Annotated in this window: 16 protein-coding genes; 15 read left to right on the top strand and 1 reads right to left on the bottom strand. The window is 27.9% G+C overall.

The window, feature by feature from the left end:
• Nucleotides 1-296: 296 nt before the first annotated feature.
• The 3 genes from ACTG45_RS11995 to ACTG45_RS11985 all read left to right on the top strand — a co-directional run bounded on the left by ACTG45_RS11995 (nucleotide 297) and on the right by ACTG45_RS11985 (nucleotide 3602).
• Nucleotides 297-839: an N-acetylmuramoyl-L-alanine amidase gene (locus tag ACTG45_RS11995; RefSeq protein WP_021385077.1), complete on the top strand. Its 543-nt coding sequence runs from the start codon at nucleotides 297-299 to the stop codon at nucleotides 837-839.
• A 325-nt stretch (nucleotides 840-1164) separates the two neighbouring features.
• Nucleotides 1165-2658 carry a DEAD/DEAH box helicase gene (locus ACTG45_RS11990; RefSeq protein ID WP_479919054.1) on the top strand — a complete coding sequence of 498 codons (1494 nt, stop codon included), beginning with the start codon at nucleotides 1165-1167 and terminating at the stop codon, nucleotides 2656-2658.
• Between the two features lie 179 nt (nucleotides 2659-2837).
• Nucleotides 2838-3602: an alpha/beta fold hydrolase gene (locus ACTG45_RS11985; protein WP_479919053.1), complete on the top strand. Its 765-nt coding sequence runs from the start codon at nucleotides 2838-2840 to the stop codon at nucleotides 3600-3602.
• A gap of 104 nt (nucleotides 3603-3706) precedes the next feature.
• Here the strand turns inward: ACTG45_RS11985 and ACTG45_RS11980 are convergent, their stop codons facing one another.
• Nucleotides 3707-6892, bottom strand: coding sequence for a DEAD/DEAH box helicase (locus ACTG45_RS11980; protein ID WP_479919052.1), 3186 nt, complete (start codon nucleotides 6890-6892; stop codon nucleotides 3707-3709).
• A 329-nt stretch (nucleotides 6893-7221) separates the two neighbouring features.
• Here ACTG45_RS11980 and ACTG45_RS11975 point away from each other — a divergent pair, with 329 nt between their 5' ends.
• The 12 genes from ACTG45_RS11975 to ACTG45_RS11920 all read left to right on the top strand — a co-directional run bounded on the left by ACTG45_RS11975 (nucleotide 7222) and on the right by ACTG45_RS11920 (nucleotide 20485).
• Nucleotides 7222-9345 (top strand): molybdopterin-containing oxidoreductase family protein, encoded by a 2124-nt coding sequence (locus ACTG45_RS11975; RefSeq protein WP_479919051.1) that lies wholly within the window; start codon nucleotides 7222-7224, stop codon nucleotides 9343-9345.
• Nucleotides 9346-9358: 13 nt separating this feature from the next.
• Nucleotides 9359-9781, top strand: a complete 423-nt coding sequence (locus ACTG45_RS11970) for a 4Fe-4S dicluster domain-containing protein (protein WP_479919050.1) — start codon at nucleotides 9359-9361, stop codon at nucleotides 9779-9781.
• A gap of 258 nt (nucleotides 9782-10039) precedes the next feature.
• A complete protein-coding gene (locus tag ACTG45_RS11965) occupies nucleotides 10040-10852 on the top strand; it encodes an ABC transporter ATP-binding protein (RefSeq protein ID WP_479919049.1) in 813 nt (270 codons plus the stop codon).
• Nucleotides 10842-11609, top strand: coding sequence for an ABC transporter permease (locus ACTG45_RS11960; protein ID WP_021385026.1), 768 nt, complete (start codon nucleotides 10842-10844; stop codon nucleotides 11607-11609). Before ACTG45_RS11965 ends, ACTG45_RS11960 begins: the two co-directional genes overlap by 11 nt.
• A gap of 23 nt (nucleotides 11610-11632) precedes the next feature.
• Nucleotides 11633-12676, top strand: coding sequence for an ABC transporter substrate-binding protein (locus ACTG45_RS11955; RefSeq protein WP_479919048.1), 1044 nt, complete (start codon nucleotides 11633-11635; stop codon nucleotides 12674-12676).
• A 102-nt stretch (nucleotides 12677-12778) separates the two neighbouring features.
• Nucleotides 12779-13837 (top strand): uroporphyrinogen decarboxylase family protein, encoded by a 1059-nt coding sequence (locus tag ACTG45_RS11950; RefSeq protein ID WP_479919047.1) that lies wholly within the window; start codon nucleotides 12779-12781, stop codon nucleotides 13835-13837.
• A 218-nt stretch (nucleotides 13838-14055) separates the two neighbouring features.
• Nucleotides 14056-14703, top strand: coding sequence for a corrinoid protein (locus ACTG45_RS11945; RefSeq protein ID WP_021385005.1), 648 nt, complete (start codon nucleotides 14056-14058; stop codon nucleotides 14701-14703).
• A 38-nt stretch (nucleotides 14704-14741) separates the two neighbouring features.
• Nucleotides 14742-15767: a methylcobamide:CoM methyltransferase MtbA gene (locus tag ACTG45_RS11940; RefSeq protein WP_044213618.1), complete on the top strand. Its 1026-nt coding sequence runs from the start codon at nucleotides 14742-14744 to the stop codon at nucleotides 15765-15767.
• Nucleotides 15768-15786: 19 nt separating this feature from the next.
• Nucleotides 15787-17598: an ASKHA domain-containing protein gene (locus ACTG45_RS11935; RefSeq protein WP_479919046.1), complete on the top strand. Its 1812-nt coding sequence runs from the start codon at nucleotides 15787-15789 to the stop codon at nucleotides 17596-17598.
• Between the two features lie 65 nt (nucleotides 17599-17663).
• Nucleotides 17664-18488, top strand: a complete 825-nt coding sequence (locus ACTG45_RS11930) for a uroporphyrinogen decarboxylase family protein (protein WP_479919045.1) — start codon at nucleotides 17664-17666, stop codon at nucleotides 18486-18488.
• A gap of 50 nt (nucleotides 18489-18538) precedes the next feature.
• A complete protein-coding gene (locus ACTG45_RS11925) occupies nucleotides 18539-19615 on the top strand; it encodes a uroporphyrinogen decarboxylase family protein (RefSeq protein WP_021385006.1) in 1077 nt (358 codons plus the stop codon).
• A gap of 30 nt (nucleotides 19616-19645) precedes the next feature.
• Nucleotides 19646-20485, top strand: coding sequence for a MetQ/NlpA family ABC transporter substrate-binding protein (locus ACTG45_RS11920; protein ID WP_021385023.1), 840 nt, complete (start codon nucleotides 19646-19648; stop codon nucleotides 20483-20485).
• Nucleotides 20486-20530 lie beyond the last annotated feature (45 nt).

The raw sequence follows: 20530 nt of genomic DNA, 5'->3' as shown, positions 1-20530 counted from the left end.
TTCAAAGCTAAAATTTATTAAACTAGTATTTTATTAAATAAAAAAACATAGATATTGATATATATTGTATATACAAATAATTAATAGAAATTCTTAATTTTAAGTAATTCTAAATAATAAGTATAATATAATATTTTAAAAGTGTAGATTTATGATAAAATAAGACAAATATGTTAAAAAAATGATAATCACAGAGAACTTTTGCCTTCTTCAATTAATATATTATTATTAGTAATAACTTTAAAATTATATTACTATTATATAAAAATTGGCTTAAAAGAAGGTGAAAAAAGTAAATGAAAATATGCATAACAGTAGGTCATAGTATACTAAAGGGTGGCAAAAGTACAGGTGTAAGTAGCATAGTTGATGAATATAACTATAACAAAAAATTAGCTCCTATGTTAGCTGAGATGCTTATAAGTCAAGGTAATACAGTAGATGTAATAGTTTGTCCAGAAAGACATTTTATGTCAGAAAGAGAAGAATTTTTTTATAGAGTTCCAAAAGTAAATAGTGGTAAATACGATTTATTAGTAGAGCTACATTTAAATAAAGGTGATGGAACAAAACTTGGGACAGAAGTGCTTTATTATGGTAATGAAGGGTTAGAATATGCCAAAAGAGTATCTAATAAACTTGGAGAATTATTTGAAAATAGAGGAGCTAAAAAAAGAGAAAATTTATATATATTGAGAAATACAAATCCAGTTGCAATACAAATTGAAAGTTTTTTCTGTGATAATGTGAATGATTGTAATAAAGCAAATGAAGCAGGTTATGATTGTATAGCAAGATTAATTACAGAAGGTATATTGAATAAAGATATAAGTATGTGAGATTATGGCGATTTAGGTGTTGATTAATACCTTTCAATTTTAGATACAAACTAAAACACAATATATTAGTATAATTTAAACTTGCGAAAGACATGTTATTTTGGTTATTAACAAGAAATACCCCTTGAAAGTATTGATTTATCAATATATTCAAGGGGTATTTAAATACAGAAATCTAGCTTGTTTAGAGCTAAACTATAGCTTTATATAATATCTATTTTATGTTAAATATAATAAATAATATAAAAATGTTATAACCTTGTATTATAATAATATAATGTAGAAAAATATAAGAGATAAGATAAATATGACAAGGTGGTAATATATGAAATATACATTTGAAAGTTTTAAGTTAGATGAAAAGATACTTAAGTCCTTAAAAAATTTAGGATATAATATACCTTCTAGAGTACAAATAGAGGTTATTCCAAAATTATTAGATGGTCAAAACATAGCAGTGAAATCAAAAACAGGAAGTGGAAAAACAGCAAGCTTTGCGATACCTGTATGTGAAAATATAGATGTAGAACACAATAATATTCAAGCACTTATAGTTGTCCCAACAAGAGAACTAGCATTACAAGTAAAAGATGAGATATCAGGGATAGGAAGATTAAAGAAGGTGAGATGTAGTGCTATATTTGGTAAACAACCTATAAAAGAACAAATAGCAGAATTAAAGCAAAGGGTTCATATTGTTGTAGCTACTCCAGGTAGAATAATTGACCATATAAATAAAGGTACTATTAAGTTGGAAAACATAAAGTATTTAGTAATAGATGAAGCTGATAAGATGTTTAATAAAGGTTTTGTTGAACAAATGGAAAAAATATTATCGAATTTGCCTAAAGAAAAAACGATAGGGCTTTTTTCAGCTACAATGAATGAAGAGATAAGATATATATGTGAAAAATATATGCTAAACTATAATATTATAAATATAGATGAAAATGAAGATAAAAACAATGAGAAAATAAAACAAATAGATGATAAAATAGTAAAATCGAATGAAAGAGATAAGTATGTAATTTTAAAAGAGTTAATATACAGTGAGAATCCAAAGAGTGTAATAATTTTTTGTAATACTAGAGAAAAAGTATCTAGATTATATAATAAAATGAGTAAAGATGGTTTTTTGGTAAGGCAGTTACATGCTGATTTATCACAAGAAAAAAGAATCTTTGTGATTAAGGATTTTAAAGATTTAAAGTTCAATGTATTAGTTAGCAGTGATGTAGCATCTAGAGGAATACATATTGATGATATTTCCTTAGTTGTAAACTATGATGTACCTTATGATAAAGAAAACTACATACATAGAATAGGTAGAACTGGAAGAAAAGGAAGTAGTGGAAAAGCCATTACTATAGTAGATATACAAGATGAAAAATATCTGGATGGAATACAAGAATATATAGGATATAAAATAGATGAAATACCTACAATAGAAAAAAATAGAATTATGTTAGGTAAAAGATTGTTTAATGAATATTCAAAAGACCTTTTAAAAGAAGCATTAAAAAGAAAGAAAGTCAGTAAAAGTTATCAAAAAGGAAAAGATACAAAACTAAATTCAGAAGATGAAGTGGTAAGATTATATTTAAATGCTGGGAAAAAAAAGAAAATAAGAGTTTTAGATATAGTTGGGGCGTTTAGCAACCTAAAAGGAGTTACTAATGATGATATAGGTGTAATAGAAGTTCAAGATTTGTGTTCATATGTAGATATATTGAATTATAAAGGAGATTTAATATCAAAAAAATATAAAGAAATACCTATAAAGAAAAAGATAGTTAAAGTAAAGAGAGATATGAGATAGTTGAAGTTAAGAATGTGAATTAAGTTTAATAAAATAAAATAATTTTATATTTTTAAAAAATTATTAAGTTACAAAACTTTAAAAAGTAAGCTATAATGGTCTTAAATGTTTATAACAATAGTCACTATGAATATAAGTTATAAACATGTATTTATAAAGATACTGGAGGAGGGGAATATATGGCATATTTTACCTATAATGACAAGAAATGCTACTATAACGAGATAGGAGAGGGTACACCATTACTTTTTTTACATGGTAATACTGCTTCTTCTAAAATGTTTAATGAAGTAGTTGATTTTTATAAAGATGAATATAAGGTAATATTAATAGATTTTGTAGGTCATGGTCAATCTGAAATGGTAGATAAATTCTCTGTAGATTTATGGTTTGATGAGTCTATGCAAGTTATATGCTTTTTAGAAAAAATGAATTATAAAAAGGTGAATATAATTGGCAGTAGTGGAGGGGCTCTTGTAGCATTAAATGTTGCTCTTGAAAGACCTGACTTAGTTAATAAAGTAATAGCAGACAGTTTTGAGGGAGAAGTTCCTTTAGAATCATTTGTAAAAAACGTGAAAACAGAGCGTGAAGAATCAAAAAAAGATGATGGTGCAAAAGCTTTTTATATTTATAATCAAGGAGACAACTGGGAAAAAGTTATAGATAATGATACAGAAGCTATTTTTGAACACTATAAAACTATAGGTAAATTTTTTCATAAACCTCTAGAAACTATGCAACCAGATGTACTTTTAACAGGAAGTAAAGAAGATGAATTTGTATCTTTAGTATCTCATGATTTTTTTGAAAATACTTTTTCAGCAATTCTTAAAAAAATTAAAAATGGTAAAATGCACTTGTTTGATAAAGGTGGTCATCCAGCTATCTTATCAAATGGCTTAAGTTTTGCAAATGTAGCAAAGAAATTTTTAAAAGAATAATTTAATAATACGATTATTTAAAGTTTTAGGATTTACATAAAATGTAGCTTAACTATATAAATTTTAGAATAAATTTATATAGTTAAGCTTTAAGATTAAATACTTTAATTAAATAAATCTATTATCTCATCATCAGACAAACTTTTCAAGACACCTTCATTGGATAATTCTCCATTTATAAATTGGTTTATAAGTTCTTTTTTACTTTCCTGTAATTTTATTATTTTTTCTTCTATAGTTCCTTTAGCAATTAATTTTATAACTTGTACTGAATTTTTTTGCCCAAATCTATGAGCTCTATCACTAGCTTGATTTTCCACCGATGGATTCCACCATGGGTCAAAGTGAATTACCATATCAGCAGATGTAAGGTTTAAACCAGTTCCACCTGCTTTTAAAGATATTAAAAAAACTTTTTTATCCGTACTTGTATTAAATGTATCTACGAGTTCAAGTCTTTCTTTAGCATTAGTCTTGCCATCTATATAATGGTATTCAATTTTGTACTTATCAAGTTCTTTACTTATGTTTTTAAGTACAGATGTAAATTGTGAAAACAGTAATATCTTGTGGTTTTCATTTATACTATCTCTAAGTATTTCTAAACATGTTTCAATTTTTGAACTTTTTTTACTGTAATCTTTTACTACTATACTTGGGTCTAAACAAAGCTGTCTTAGTTTTGTTAAATAGGAAAATATAACTATTTTATCTTTTTTTAGATTTTTATCTTTTATTTTATCTTGTATATCTTTTGCATATACACTATATACCTTTTTCTGTTCTTTATTTAGCTCTACAAAAAAGTTTTTCTCAATTTTATCTGGAAGCTCTTTCATAACTTGTTTTTTGCTTCTTCTAAGAATAAAAGGTTTTATCAGTTTTTTTAAATTTTTAACATTATCTTCTTTATTTATGAATAGCTCTTGAAATTTTGTTTTACTATATAAATAACCAGGCATTATAAAATCAAATATAGACCACAATTCTAGCAAATTATTTTCCATAGGTGTGCCAGTAAGTGCAAATTTATTTTCTGCATTTATACTTTTTACAGATTCAGTTACTAAAGCTACTGGATTTTTGATATTTTGAGCCTCATCTATTATACAATAATCAAACTTTATTTCACTATATTTTTCTAAATCATTTCTAAGAGTTCCATATGTTGTAAGTATTACGTCGAAATTTTGTAACTCCATAAAACATTTCTCTCTATCTCTCTTACTTCCATGTATCAATAAAACTTTTATATCTGGAGCAAACTTTTCAAATTCATTTTTCCAATTATAAATAAGTGATGTGGGTGTAACAATAAGACTTTTTTTGTTGGATAATGATAATAAAAATGCAATAGTCTGTATTGTCTTACCAAGGCCCATTTCATCAGCTAGTATACCACCGAATTTATAATAATCTAAAACTTTAAACCAATTAAAACCATTTATTTGGTAGTCACGAAGGTCTGCTTTTAAATTGTTTGGAATATCTAAATTTATACTATCAAAATTTCTAAATTTTTCACAAATGCTGTCTAATTCTTTTTTGCCCTCTATAAATTTTAAATTTTTACCTTTTATCATGTCATTTATATATAGAGCTTTATTATTATGAATTTTGTTGTTTTTTGATTTATCTATTATATCTAGATTTTCAACTAATTCAAAAAAATCTTTTGTTTCTCTCTCTGATAAGTCTATAAAATTTCCATCTTTAAGCTTATAAAAAGTACGTTTCTCTTGAAAAGCTTTCAGAATAGACTTGTACTCTTTTGGATTTATATCAGATATATTAAAATTAAATTCTAAATAATTTTGATTAGTTTGATTAATTGAAGCTTGAATTGATGAAGAATTATATATCTTTTTCAATTTAAACTTCTCAGAATAATATATATCTCCAAATTCTTTTAAAGATTCTAATTGTGAATCTAAAAATGTAAATAGGTCATAATCACTTCCTTTAAATACATAACTGTTATTTTCTTTTACAAATTGCGAAGAAGTTATTTTATTTTCAATTTTAGCTTCTTTTTGTGTGTTGGGAAGTATAAACTTTTTCTCTTCATTGTCATATATATACTTTATATCACAACAGATGTTTCCATCAATCATATCAAAGTAAAATTCAGCTTTAAAATCTTTTGTTATATTATTTGTTATATTATCATCTAAATAGACTTCTTGAGATATAGCTCTTAATTTAGGTACTAACAATCCTAAAACATCTTTAGAATCTTCTTTATCAAACTTTAATTCTTTAGATTTTGATAATACTTGATAGATTTTTGAATAATCATGAGCTTTTTTATGTGATAACAAGTATAGATTACCATCATATAAAAGTACATCATTTTTTTTAGTAAGTGGAACAGGTAGTGAATCTTGAGAAGATAAGACTATTTTATCTTCTATATTTTTAAAATTAAACTTTACTGGCAAAGCATCCTTTAATATTCTTGGATGGTATTCTTTTTTAGAAAAAATAAGGGTAAAATCTTTGTATTCAATAGCATTTAAAAACTGTTTTAAAGAACTTGCATTTATCTCCATAAACTTTTTTGAATATGATGAAGAAAAATTGTATGAAAGATTTGTACCATATTCTTCTATAATATCTACTAATTTCTCGTCTTCATCAGCAAAATAATGAATGTTAGGATTGTAAATAAATTTTTTCCCAAAATCTAATTCATATCCATTAAGTTTTGAATATGCAAATTCAGTAATATTTTTTAGAATATACATCTTATCAATTCCAATTTTAAATTCAGCAATTGCTTTATTTGAATCAACATTTATTAATACATCTAAATTAACTCTTTCTTTTTTAGTATTATCTAAAAAAGAAAGCAATTGCTTACTTAAGTCTAAGTTAGTTTTAGAATTAGTATTAGAAATTTTATCCTTATTATCACCTAATATGTCTATTAAAATAGGAGGAACATCTTTTTTATTTTTTATTTGTTTTAAGCTTTTTATAACAATAGCAACTATATGTTTACATATAAAAAGTCTTTGATTTGTACCTTTTGATTGACAATCAGCACAGCTACAGTCATTTTCAATTATCTTAAAGTGTCTTATATCTATAGTTATTGAACTAAAGTAAAAGCTATAATTATCTTCAGAATTTACTCCACCACGAAATGTCAACAGATTATTTTGTAGGTCATCAATATCTATGTCTATATAATCAACCAACTGATTAGTGTAGTATTTTACACCTCTTGACCACCTTGATGGTTCTGTATTTCTTTTTATTAATTTATATATCATATCTATTTTCATTTTATTCACCTTACCTCACTGTATATATTATAATCTAAATGCATTTAATTTACACTCTAAATCTGTAGCTTAAATTAAAGTATATATAAATAGCTTTTATCTATCATAAGATACATGTAAATAATAATTTACTATTAGATTTTTATCATATTATCTTATAAACTATGAATTAAAAATAATTATCTAAATAAATATTAAAAATATAAAGCTTTATTATTAAAATATTCTTGATATTATAATATATAGGATTTAAAGTATGATATTTGAATAAAAAGAATGTATAATAAGTTTAATAATTATATTTATTATTGGGAAAGGAGAGTGTCGATATGAATAATTGTAACTTGCTTAAAGCTAAAATACCATGTGAAGAAACTGGTATAGAAATAAAGAGAACTTTGTGTGATATTTGTTCTCCAGGAGTACATTGTGGAATTGATGCATATGTTAAAGATGGTAAAATAATAAAAATAGAAGGTACAAAAGAACATCCAATGAATAAGGGATTGTTATGTACGAAAGGTCTTTGTAATAGGGAGTATATCTATAGAGAAGATAGAATAAAGACACCACTAAAGAGAATTGGTAAAAGAGGTGAAGGTAAGTTTAAGCCAATATCATGGGAAGAGGCTTATAGTGAAATAGGAGAGAGGTTAAATAAAATAAAGAGTGATTATGGAGCAAAACATGTGGCATTTTTTACAGGTTATGGAAAATGGTATAGACCGTTTTTACAAAGGTTTGCATCTTCATTTGGTTCTCCTAACTACGGTACAGAATCTAGCTCATGCTCAACATCTGCACAGATGGCTGGAAATGTTGCTACTGGGAGAAACTTTACAATGCAAGATATGGAAAATACAAAGACTTACTTAGGGTGGGGATTTAATCCATACTACTCTAAATTTTTAAATAGTGTAAATCTAACAAAATTAAAAGAAAAAGGTGTAAAATTTATAATTGTAGACCCTAGAATAACACCAACAACTCAAAAAGTAGCAGACCTTCATTTGAGAGTTAAACCTGGGACTGATGGAGCTTTAGCTCTTGGGATGGCAAATCTATTTATACAAAGAGATTTAATAGATAAAGAATACATAGAAAAACATGTACATGGATTTAATGAATATAAAGAATATGTAAAGTCATTTGATTTAGATACTGTAAGTAAGATTACAGGAGTTTCTAAGGATGACATAGCAAAGGCAGTAGATATGTTGTCGCAAGGTCCGTTTTGCATAAATGAAAGCGCAGCTCCAATAGTGCATCATCAAAATGGATTTCAAAACTATAGAGCAATGATGTCTTTATCTGCTATAACAGGTAATTATGATAGAGTAGGTGGTAATATACCAAAACAAGATTATTTTGCTGGTAAGTTAGGTGGATTTCAGGCACTAGAAAAAGAGTTTGTGAAAGAAGTTCTACCTAAAAATATAAATGAAAGAATTGGTGGAGAAAGGTTTCCTCTATGGAATGAGATGGTGACTCAGTTTCAAGCGATGGATTTAACAAGACAAATAGAAGAAAAAACACCATATGAAATAAAAGCTTTATTTTGTCATGGCATAAATGCTAGAATGTTTCCTAATTCGGGTAGACTTTTTAAAGCATTAGATACTGTAGATTTTTTTGTAAATATAGATTTATTTATGACAGACGCATCAAAATATGCAGATATACTTTTACCTGCATGTACATCTTTTGAAAGAGAAGAATGTAAGAGTTATCCAGGTGGATATATTACATATACTAAAAAAGTCATTGATACATTATATGATTCAAAATCAGACGTAGAAATACTTTCAGATTTAGCAAATGTTATGGAGATAGATGATGATTTATTAAAGGCAGGTTATGAAGTAAGTATAAGACATATGTTCAAAGATACCTGTGTGGATGTGGACAAACTTAAAGAAAGTGATTTACCATTAAAATGTAAAGATTTTAAACCATACATAGTGGGTTCATATACAAGAGATGGATATGATACGAGTACATCTAAGTTTGAATTGAAATCTGTAATTATTGAAAAATACAAAGATTTTGGACTAGATGCACTACCAACATATACAGGATTTAATGATGATATAGATAATGATTATACTCATCTATTGACATCTGGAGCAAGAATTCCAAATGCACTACATTCAAGACTTCATGATGTCAAACTTTCAAGACTATTAAAAAATGAAGCTAGTTGCGATATTTCTAGTTTAGATGCAAAAGAATTGGATGTTATCAGTGGAGATTATATAAAAATAACTACTAAAATAGGAAGTTTAAATGTAAAAGTTAATGTTACAGACAGAGTCTTATACAGAAATATACATATGTATCATGGATACAGAGAAGCTGATGTAAATAGCATTATTTGTGATAATTTTGACCCTTATAGTGGATTCCCTGCATATAGAAGTTGTAAGTGTAAGATTGAAAAGATAAATAGATAGATGGAGGGATATAATGAAAAGTTTATTTAAATTTAATAAAGAATTATGTACAGCATGTGGAGCATGTTTACTTGCTTGTGTAGACCAAAATGATAATGATATAGATAATGGCGAACTTTTTAGACGTGTATTTACAATGGAAGATGGTGAAAATATAGAATATTTTTCGTTAGCATGTATTCATTGTGATGAGCCAAAATGTTTGGATATATGTCCTAAAGACTGTTTTAAAAAAGAAGATGGGTTTGTTTTATTGGATAATCAAAACTGTATAGGATGTAAACTTTGTGAAAAAGCTTGTGAATATGGAGCTTTGAATTATGGCAAGGATGGCAAGGCAAATAAGTGTAATGGGTGTGTTGAAAGACATGAATGTGGTATGGATTTACCTTGTGTAATGGTATGTCCTACAGGAGCATTAAAATTTAATAAATAAATCAAATATAAATAGCGACTTGCACTTAGATGTAAGATGTTTTTTATGAAAGGCTACATTGAGTTTGTATTATAACAAACTTAATGTAGTTTTTTTTATGGATATAGTTGGATACTATAATATGGTTATTGGAGATAGTTTTTTGCTATTGGACAAAGAATGGAAAACATATTAAACTTATGTTGTTCAAAGTCGAAGTATAATATAATAAATAGAAAATTGTATTATATTTGTAGTATATAAATAAGGGGTATTGAAATGGAAAACACAAATACATTAATTTTAAAAAATATTACTCATTATTATCAATCTAAAAATGGAGAACGTATACATGCTATTAATGATATAGACCTTTCTGTAAAAAAAGGAGAGTTTTTAGCTATTGTTGGTTCTAGTGGATGTGGAAAAAGTACACTTTTAAACATAATGTGTGGTATGTTAAAACCTACAAAAGGAGAAGTCTTAATTGACGGAAAACCATTGCATTTTGGGAAACATAAAATAGGATACATATCACAAATGGATACTTTACTTCCTTGGAGAAAGATAGTTGATAATATTGCTCTTGGTCTTGAGATAAGGGGAGAAGACAAAAAACATAGAATAAAATTGGCAAAAGAGCTTATGCAAACTAGTGGTTTAGCTGGTTTTGAGGAAAAATATCCATATGAGCTTTCTGGAGGGATGAGAAAAAGAGCGATTATAATGCGTGCTTTAGCACAAGACCCAGATGTTATTTTTATGGATGAACCATTTGGTCCATTAGATGTATTTACAAGAGAATTGCTACAGGATGAAATTCTAAATATTTGGGAAAAAAGAAAAAATACTATTGTGTATATTACTCATGATATATCAGAAGCAATAACATTGGCAGATAGAATTATACTTATGAGTTACAGACCTTCATCTATTAAATCAGAATATATTGTAGATTTACCTAGGCCACGTAATAATATAGAAAGTAAATCAAGCCCTCAATTTATAGAATTAGAAAAGCAAATTTGGGATGATATAAAGTCTGAAGTAATAAAAGGAAGAAAAGAGGAGATGGGTGAGTATGGAGCTTAAAAAAATACTAAAAAAATGTTATTGTTTAATTTTTATAGTGATATTTTTAATGGTCTGGGAATATCTATCTGACAATAATCTCATTAATACTTTTTTCTTTAGTTCACCATTAAACATCATAAAAGATTTAATAGCTATGTTTAATACAGGTGAAATATGGCCTCATATTTATATAACATTAAAAGCTTCATTATTTGGTTTGTTTTATGGTGTAGTATTTGGCGTAATAATAGCATTTTTATTTGGAAATATACCACTTTTAGCAGACATATTCGACCCAATATTAGTAGGATTATATGGATTACCAAAACTATCACTTGGGCCTTTATTTATAATTTGGTTTGGAATAGGGTTACAAGCCAAAATTTTTATGGCTGCAATAATGGTGTTCTTTTTGGTGTTTTTTAATGCGTATGCAGGTTTTAAAAATGTAGATATAAATTTAATAAATACATTAAAAATTATGGGTGCATCCAAGTTGCAAATTATACAAAAAGTAATATTACCTTCCTGTGTTCCTTGGATTATGGCTAGTTTACGTTCAGGAGCAGGAGCTTCGGTTTTAGGTGCAATAGTTGGAGAATATTTAGGTTCTAATCAGGGTTTAGGATGGATGGTGCAAGCAGCTGGAGGAGTTTACAATATTACAAGAGTACTATCTTGTATCTTTTTAATGATGTTTATAATGTCAATGCTTGATTATATATTAAAACATGTGGAAAAAAGAATTTTAAGATGGAGAGAGAGTATTGACTAAAAAATAATGTGAGGAGAGAAAATATGAAAAAGTTTATTTCAATTTTATTATGTGGTGTTATGTTATTAGGCATGGTTGCTTGTAGCTCTGGAAAAGAAGAAGACAAGAGTTCAAACAATGGTAAAAAAGAAACAAAACAATTAGAAAAGGTTAAAGTATCTGAACCAGTTAGAGGTGAGCTTTGGGGACCAGCATACTTAGCAAAAGCACTAGGATTCTTTGAAGAAGAAGGTTTAGATGTGGAATTTGTTACAGTTCAAAGTGATATGCCAACAGCACCAGTGTTATCTGGTGATGCTCAATTTGGTCTATATGGGCCAGAAATGATTTTAGGTTTTAATGAAAAAAATCAAGGTACTAAGTTATTACTTTCAACTACACAAAAATATCCATATTCATTTGTGGTAGCACCAAAATATAGTAGCGTAAAAGATATGAAAGGTAAAACTATAAATGGGGCTGATAGTGGTTCATCTCCTAGAGCATTTGTACGTTCTGTGTTAAAAGAAAATGGTCTTAATCCAGATACTGATGCTACATATGTAAATCTTCCCAACTCAGCATTAGTTGCAGCTTTGGAAAAAGAAGATGTTGCAGGTAGTTATGTATCTCCGTCTGCTCGTAAAATTGTACTTGATGCAGGTAATAAGTTAGTTGAAGATATATATAATCCAGAAGTTCATAAAAAATTAATTGGTTCTGAAAATTATGAAATGTATATAACATTTACTACAGACAAATACATAAAAGAAAATCCAGAAACAGTACAAAAATATGTAAATGCTATATATAAAGCTATATTATGGACAAATGAAAATTCTGCAGAAAAAATAATAGAAACATTGAAACCATTATTCCCAGGAAATGAAATGCTTGAAGATTCTGTAAAAGAAATAAAAGATAATAATATATATTCTAAAGATGGAAGTTTCACTGATGATGGGTATGCAGCTATAAATAGAATGTCTATGGCTTCAGGTGTTATTAAACAAGAAATACCTCGTGAAAAGGCTATAGATGATACTTTCTTAAAAGATGCTCAAAAAAATGTTAAGTTAGATAAATAGACACAGAGAAAGAAATTGCCTTAAAAGTTGAAATTTTTAAGGTGATTTTTTCTATGTTACTATAATAACTTATCAAACAATATATTAAATTAGGAGATGATGATGATGGAATTGACTTCTGCTGAAAGAATGAAGGCATTAATGAATAAAGAAAAGTTAGACCGTATACCAGTTAATCCAAACGTTACTTTATATGCTGCTAACATTTCAAATTATTCTTCAAAAGAATATTATATGGAACCTGAAAAAGCTTTTAAAGCTCAAATGTGTTCAATAAATTTACATAAGTACGATGCTACTCCAGGTTATGCTATTCCAGAATGGCAAACTTGGGATTTTGGTGGTGAATTAATGTTTTCAGAAACTCCAAGAATAAGATTGCCAAAAGTAATAAGAAGACCTATAGAGGATATAAAAGATGTTAAAAATCTAAAAATGCCTGATGTAGACACTGCACCATCAGCAATTAGGTCTTTGAAATTTGCTAAAATATGTGTGGAAAATGGGTTTGGATTTTCCGTTCCATCAGGTTCTCCATTTGGTGGAGTACAAAGTATTTTAGGAACAGAACTATTATTAAAATCCTTAAGAAAAGACCCTGAAGTAATACATCATCTTCTTAGGATGGTGACTGATTACATGATGGCAATAACAAAGAAAAGCATAGATATATTTGGTGTAGAAAAAATATCAACATTTTCAGCATATCCTATGGAATCTCATGGAATTATTTCTTCAAAAGATTTTGAAAGATTCTCTATTCCATATATAAAAGAGATTCAAGATATGTATCAAGCATGGGGTATTAAGAAATGGATAGTACATCTTTGTGGAGACCATAAGGAAAATTTAAAATACTGGACAAACGAATTAAAATTACCAAGCAGAACTGTATTTACATTAGGTTATGAGATGGATATGAGGGAGACAGCAGAAATTTTGGGTGATGAATACATTATTGGTGGAAATGTAAGGAATTCTATTATACATTCAGGCAAACCTGAAGATGTATATGAAGAGAGTAGAAAAGCAATTGAACAAATGAAATATTCTCCAGGAGGATTTATATTGATGCCAGATTGTGCATTAACTCCTCTTGCTCCAGCATGTAATGTACAAGCTATGGTAAGAGCAGTAGAAGATTTTGGAAGATATGATTAAGATATTTATATTGATATTATGGAATAGACTCTTTGAATATATGTTAGTTAGTAAATAGATTTTTCATATTAGACAAAAAATAATAAAAATATTAAATTTAAGATAAGATAAATTATTTTGACATAAAAGTATTTTAAAACTGACTTTATAGTTACTATTATTGTTCAGTTTTAAACATTGGAAAAATGAAAATTAAATTGGTTAAGGGGGAAATATATATGAGTAAAGAAAAAGAGGAATTGTTAAAAAAATTAGCTTATAACGTAGTTGAGATGGAAGAAGAACAAGTAGTAGAGATAGCAAAAGAGTATTTAAAACAAGATTTTGACGCATTTGAAGGAATAGATAAGGGGCTTTCTGTTGGAATGCAAAGAGCTGGTGAGTTGTATGAAGAAGAAGAATATTATGTTCCAGAACTACTTTTATGTTCAGATGCAATGAATGCAGGTATTGATGTTTTAAAACCTCACATTAAAAAAGAAGATTCAAAAAAAACTGGAAAAATAGTAATGGGTGTTGTGCAAGGTGATACTCATGATATTGGAAAAAATATAGTAAAAATAATGTTAGAAACAGCTGGATTTGAAGTTTACGATTTAGGAAGAGATATACCTATGAGTGAATTTGTTGAAAAAGCTAAGGAAGTAAATGCTGATATCATAGCAATGTCTACTCTTATGACTACAACTATGGATAATATGGAAGTTTTAATAGAAGATTTAAAAGGTCAGGGGATAAGAGATAGTTTCAAAATAATGATAGGTGGTGGTCCTATATCTGAAAGCTATGCTAAAAAGATAGGTGCAGATGGATATTCACCATCAGCAGCAAAAGCTGTTGAATTAGCAAAAAAATTAGTATCCTAAGCGTTATTTATATTATATAAAAAGGATGGTAAATTAATTTGTATACTTGCAAAGAGAGATTATTGAAGGTTTTAAATAGAGAGTCTGTTGATAGACCTCCTTGTATTTGCCCTGGTGGTATGATGAACATGGTTGTAGAAGATGTGATGGATATGAAAGGAATAAGTTGGCCTGATGCACATTTTGATGCTATTAAAATGGCAGAACTCACTTATGGTATCTATGAAAATGATGGTTTTGAAAATTGTGGAGTACCATTTTGTATGACTATAGAAGCTGAGGCAATGGGAGCTAAAGTTGATTTTGGAACTAAAATTACAGAGCCTAGAGTAAACTTTTATCCTATGGACACAATATCTGATTACGTAAAATTAAAAGAACTTGATGTAAATATTGGACGAGCAAAAGTTGTTATAGATGCAATTAAGTATTTAAAAACTAAAGATAGTGATGTACCTATCATTGCTAATGTAGTTGGTCCAATAAGCGTTGCAACATCTTTAATTGAACCTACTATATTTTATAGAGAATTAAGAAAAGATAGAGAAAATGTTCATAAGTTTTTAGAGTTTGTTACAGAAAATATAATTAAATTTGCAAAGGCACAAATTGAAGCTGGTGCAGATTTAATAGCTATTGCTGACCCAAGTGCTACAGGAGAAATACTTGGACCTAAAAAATTTGAAGAATTTGTGGTTCCATATATAAATAGAATTTTAGATTCATTAAATGAAGAAGACAATAATATTCCAAGCATAGTACATATTTGTGGAAGATTAAAAACTATATATCCTCAATTGAATAGTATTCATAGTTTAGGTATAAGTTTTGATTCAATAACTGATGAAAAACAGGTTGTATTAAATGTTCCTAACAAAGCAATTATTGGTAATGTAAGCACATATGCCCTTGAATATGGAACTGAGGATAAGGTTGGAGAAATAGGAAGAAGATGTATAAAGAATGGTATAAATATTTTATCTCCAGCATGTGGAATAGGAGCTAGGACTCCAATTAAAAATATACAATCAATGGTTCTAAGTGCACGAGAAAGTGAATGTTAAGCATATGGTAGGTGTCAAAATGTACATATTAACTGTAAATGATGGATATGGAGAAAAAAAAAGATTAAAGTTTGATTCTGGAAAAAATTTGTTAGAAATTTTAAAAGAAAATGGAATAATGATTGAAAACCCTTGTGCAGGTAAAGGGTATTGTGGAAAATGTAAAGTTAAAATCTTAAGTAATATTAAAGATAAGAATTTAGAGGAACAAAGAAGGTTTTTAAGTGAGGAAGAAGTTTTAGATAATATTAGGTTAGCATGTTTATATCAAGTAGATGGAGATATTGATATAGAATTGTTGCATGATGAAAAAAAGGTAGAAGTATTAGATGAAGGTTATATGCCTAAGTTTGATTTAAATCCTGCTGTAAGAAAAGAATGTAAGATATTTTCAGAAAAGTCTCTTTTACAAAGTGACGCAGTAGAAAAATTATTATTAGAAGATAAAGAAAGTTTACCCTTAAATGTAATAAAAAGGTTTTCTAACTTAAAAGAAGGAGAGACCTATACAATAACTAGATATGATGGAAAGATTATATCCATAGAAAATGGAGATACAAGAAGTTTGATATATGGATTTGCAGTTGATATTGGTACAACTACTATGGTGGTATCATTAATAGATTTAAATACTGGCAAAGAAATTAAAAGTGCTTCTTCTATAAATCCTCAAAAAAGCTATGGGTTGGATGTATTATCAAGAATTAATTTTGCATCAAAAGAGAAAAATGGAGCAGAAATTCTAAGTAAAGTGGTTGTTGAATGTTTAAATAATCTATTTAATTATTTGTGTGAGGATAATAAAATAGCAAAGGAAAACATTTATGATATATCAATTGCTGCAAATACTACAATGTTACATTTACTCTTAGGAATAAATCCTAAAAGTTTAGGAGTAAATCCATATAGACCGATGTTTAAAGATAGTAAGACTTTTTTAGCTTCAGATATAGGTCTAGAAGTATCAAATTATACAAGGCTTTACTGCTTACCAAGTGTGTCTGCATTTATAGGTGCTGATATTACTGCAGGTGCTATTGTCACAAATTTAAAAAAAGTAAATCAGAAGATACTTTTCATAGACATAGGAACTAATGGAGAAATGATTTTATCTGATTGTGGAAAGTTAATCGCATGTTCATGTGCTGCCGGACCAGCATTAGAAGGAATGAATATAACTTGTGGAGTACGAGCAGGTGAGGGAGCTATTGAGGGAATAAGTATTAAAGATGAGGGGATACAAATAGATATTATAGGACAGGGAAACCCAAATGGTATTTGTGGAAGTGGTATTTTAGATTCTATATCTGAAATATACAAAGCGGGTCTGATTAATAAGAGCGGAAGAGTAAAGAAAAAAGATGATTTTAATGAGGATAAATTTCTTAAAAATCTTTTGGTAGAGGATGGCAAAAAGAGAAGTATAGTATTATCTAAAAAACATAACATATATATTACTCAAAATGATATTAGACAAGTTCAGCTAGCAAAAGGAGCTATTTTATCTGGTATTTTATCTATGTTACATAATTTAAAATTAAATCCTAGAGATATTGACAAAGTAATAATAGCAGGTCAATTTGGAGCACATTTAAAGGTTGAAAGTATTGTTGGTGTAGGAATGGTTCCTATAGAATTTAAAGATAAAATTAGTTATATTGGAAATTCTTCTAAAAGTGGTGCAATTTTATGCCTTTTAGATATATCAAAAAGAGCTGAAGTAAATGATGTTTTGAAAACATGTGATTACTTAGAATTATCATTACTAGAAGATTATGAACGTTTATTTGCAAGTTGTTTAAGCTTTGATATAAGTAAGTTGAGTAAATAAGTAAGTGGAGGTGAGTTAAAATTAAAGAAAAATACAATTTTAAATGTACATATGATACTACAGGAATGGAAGAGTTAAAATTTCTAAAGGAAAATAATCTAAAAATACCAGACGTTTATCTAAAATGTGATGAAATGGTAAAGGCTACAAAACTTTTAAAAGAAAGTACAAAAAATAGAGTTTGTTATCTTCCATTATGTGACACTATGTGTGCACAAAGTTTAGGGGCAAATATTTTAATTGATGAATTGAGTACACCAAGAGTAAAAAGCTATAAATACAATGATATTGAAGAATTATTAAATCTTAAAAAAGTTCATTTAGATGAAGTAGAAGCTAATGAAGCATTAAAGGCAATAAAAAAATTATCATCTGAAAACGAAGATGTTATTTTAAGTATTGAAGGTCCAATTACTATTTTGAGTAGCTTAATAGACTTAACGACTATAGTAAAAGCTTTAAAAAATAGAAAAAATGATTTATACAAAATTCTAGAATATGTAAAAGATTTTATTGTAGAGTATGCTGTTAAAGGAGTAGAATCTGGAGCTAAAATTATATCTTATGCTGACCCAACTGGAAATATGGATATTTTAGGTAAGAGAACTTTTTGTAACTTAAGTAGTGATATAACTATAGAGATATTTAAAGAACTACAACAGAAAATAAATGGTAAAGCAAGTATACATATATGTGGAAGAACAACAACTTCACTTTTGAATTTAGGGCTTATGGAAATTGAAGAACTTAACTTTAATAATAATATGACTTATGCAGATGTTTTATTGAAAGAAGATTTATGTAAAGGAAGAATATTTGGGCAAAATTGTATTAAAAATACTAATAAAAGTGTATTCAATGAAAAGATATATACAGTCAGCATATTATAAGCATTTTAACTTTGAAGTAATATAAATTTTAATTATTGGGGCGTGTTGAGATGAAAATATTAAAAGATGAATTAACACCTAAAGAAAGGGCGATTTTATATAAGTCAGGAAAAGAAGTTGATAGATTACCATGTTCATTTTCTTTATCTGAAACAGCACCTGTTATGTATGGATTAAATATAAGTGATTATTATTATTCCTCAGAAATGATGATTGAAATGGAACGAAACTTGGCAAGAGATTTTAATGTAGATTCTATGGGCGTAGGTTTAGGTCTTAGAGGCATAGGAGAAGCCCTTGGTTCTAAGTTAAAATATCCTAAGGATTCAGTCTCTTTTATAGTTGAGCCTATACTCAAAGATTATTCAATGCTTGATTCTTTAGATATAATAGACCCTTATAAAGATGGGAGAATGCCAGCTATTATAGAAGCATTAAAAGTCTTAACAGATGAATTTTCAAATGAAAGATTTATAGGTTCAAGTTTAGCAGGTCCAATAAGTAATGTTGTAGCTATAAGAGGAGCTGAGAATATACTAAAAGATACTGTTAAAAATAAAGAAAATTTACATAAACTTTTAAAATATACAGTAAAATGCATGTTAAGATACACAGAAGTAATTTATAAAGAATGTGGGTCAAGTGTCAGTCTAGCTGAACCAGTAGCTTCGTCTAATCTGATAAGCTTAGTGCAGTTTAAGGAATTTGTAAAACCGTATTTAGAAGAATTCGTACTAGGAGTTAAAGAAATTACAGGTTCAGCACCATCTATACATATATGTGGAAAGACTAAAGACAGATGGCAAGATTTAGTTGATGTAGGTCTTTCTGCGTTTAGTGTTGATAATTGCGAGGATTTAGAAGAGGTTAAAAAAGCAATTGGAAACAGTATGGGTATCTCTGGAAATGTACCACCAGTAGAAATTATGAGAAATGGAAGTATTAATGATGTAATGGAATCAGTAAAGGAATGTATCTTAAAGGCAAGTGACAATCCATGTGGATTTACGTTATCTCCTGGTTGCCAAATTCCAGTAGGAACTCCTATTGAGAACATACATGCATTTATGAATGCTGCTAGAATGTACAGTAAAAATGCTGTAAAAGGCAAATTATGTACTTTTTAAAAATTAATAAAAATATCATTGGAGGAAGTCATGAAAATTAAAAAATTAATCAGTTTATCACTAATAGCTATACTATCATTATCATTAGTAGCATGTTCTGGAAATGATAATGAAAAAAAAGAAAGTGAGTCTGCTAAAAAAGAAGTAAAAACTGTTAAAGTAGGTACATCTGACCCTATTATAAAAGAAATGTTAGATGCAGTACAAAAAGATTATTTAAATGATGGTTATAAAATGGAAGTTACTCTTTTTGATGGAGATATAATAAGTCCAAATAGTGGAGTTGCTGAAGGAACTTTAGATGCCAATTTCTATCAACATAGTGCGTTTTTAGAGCAATTTAATAAAGATAAAGGTACAAATTTGTCAGCAGTAGGAGAGCCTATTTATTATTCAAAAATGGGTGTATACTCAGATAAATTAAAAAGCTTAAATGATGTTAAAGATAATATGAAAGTTGCTATACCATCAGATGCAACTAATAAATCAAGAGCATTAGTTTTATTAGCAGATGAAGGTTTAATTAAATTAAAAGATGGTGTCAAAACTTATAGTCCTTTAGAGGTAGTTGAAAATAAACACAATCTAGAATTTATAGAAATGGATACTGTAAAAATTCCAAGTGCACTTCCAGATGTAGATTTAGGAGTGGTTAGAGCAATACAAATAATGAAATCTGACAAAGACCCAGAAAGTGCTTTAGCTTTTGATGAGCATGGGGCAGAATATGGTATAGTTTTAGCTACTAAAAGTGAAAATAAAGACCAAGAATGGGCTAAAGCTTTAGCTAAAGAGTTAAAAGGAGAAAAAGTAAAAGCTATAATAGAAAAAAATTATGGTACTACATCAGTTCTCATAGAAGATAAATAATATAATTTTTAGATTTAACTATTTAAAAGAATTAAGCTGTTTTAT

This window comes from Clostridioides sp. LIBA-7602 (genome assembly GCF_056688945.1).
This window is presented reverse-complemented; position numbering and strand designations above follow the sequence as displayed.

What these genes read in the sequence shown, in the direction of transcription:
- ACTG45_RS11995 (WP_021385077.1), top strand. Translation starts at nt 297, where the DNA reads ATGAAAATATGCATAACAGTAGGTCATAGTATACTAAAGGGTGGCAAA.
- ACTG45_RS11990 (WP_479919054.1), top strand. Translation starts at nt 1,165, where the DNA reads ATGAAATATACATTTGAAAGTTTTAAGTTAGATGAAAAGATACTTAAG.
- ACTG45_RS11985 (WP_479919053.1), top strand. Translation starts at nt 2,838, where the DNA reads ATGGCATATTTTACCTATAATGACAAGAAATGCTACTATAACGAGATA.
- ACTG45_RS11980 (WP_479919052.1), bottom strand. Translation starts at nt 6,892, where the DNA reads ATGAAAATAGATATGATATATAAATTAATAAAAAGAAATACAGAACCA.
- ACTG45_RS11975 (WP_479919051.1), top strand. Translation starts at nt 7,222, where the DNA reads ATGAATAATTGTAACTTGCTTAAAGCTAAAATACCATGTGAAGAAACT.
- ACTG45_RS11970 (WP_479919050.1), top strand. Translation starts at nt 9,359, where the DNA reads ATGAAAAGTTTATTTAAATTTAATAAAGAATTATGTACAGCATGTGGA.
- ACTG45_RS11965 (WP_479919049.1), top strand. Translation starts at nt 10,040, where the DNA reads ATGGAAAACACAAATACATTAATTTTAAAAAATATTACTCATTATTAT.
- ACTG45_RS11960 (WP_021385026.1), top strand. Translation starts at nt 10,842, where the DNA reads ATGGAGCTTAAAAAAATACTAAAAAAATGTTATTGTTTAATTTTTATA.
- ACTG45_RS11955 (WP_479919048.1), top strand. Translation starts at nt 11,633, where the DNA reads ATGAAAAAGTTTATTTCAATTTTATTATGTGGTGTTATGTTATTAGGC.
- ACTG45_RS11950 (WP_479919047.1), top strand. Translation starts at nt 12,779, where the DNA reads ATGATGGAATTGACTTCTGCTGAAAGAATGAAGGCATTAATGAATAAA.
- ACTG45_RS11945 (WP_021385005.1), top strand. Translation starts at nt 14,056, where the DNA reads ATGAGTAAAGAAAAAGAGGAATTGTTAAAAAAATTAGCTTATAACGTA.
- ACTG45_RS11935 (WP_479919046.1), top strand. Translation starts at nt 15,787, where the DNA reads ATGTACATATTAACTGTAAATGATGGATATGGAGAAAAAAAAAGATTA.
- ACTG45_RS11930 (WP_479919045.1), top strand. Translation starts at nt 17,664, where the DNA reads ATGGAAGAGTTAAAATTTCTAAAGGAAAATAATCTAAAAATACCAGAC.
- ACTG45_RS11925 (WP_021385006.1), top strand. Translation starts at nt 18,539, where the DNA reads ATGAAAATATTAAAAGATGAATTAACACCTAAAGAAAGGGCGATTTTA.
- ACTG45_RS11920 (WP_021385023.1), top strand. Translation starts at nt 19,646, where the DNA reads ATGAAAATTAAAAAATTAATCAGTTTATCACTAATAGCTATACTATCA.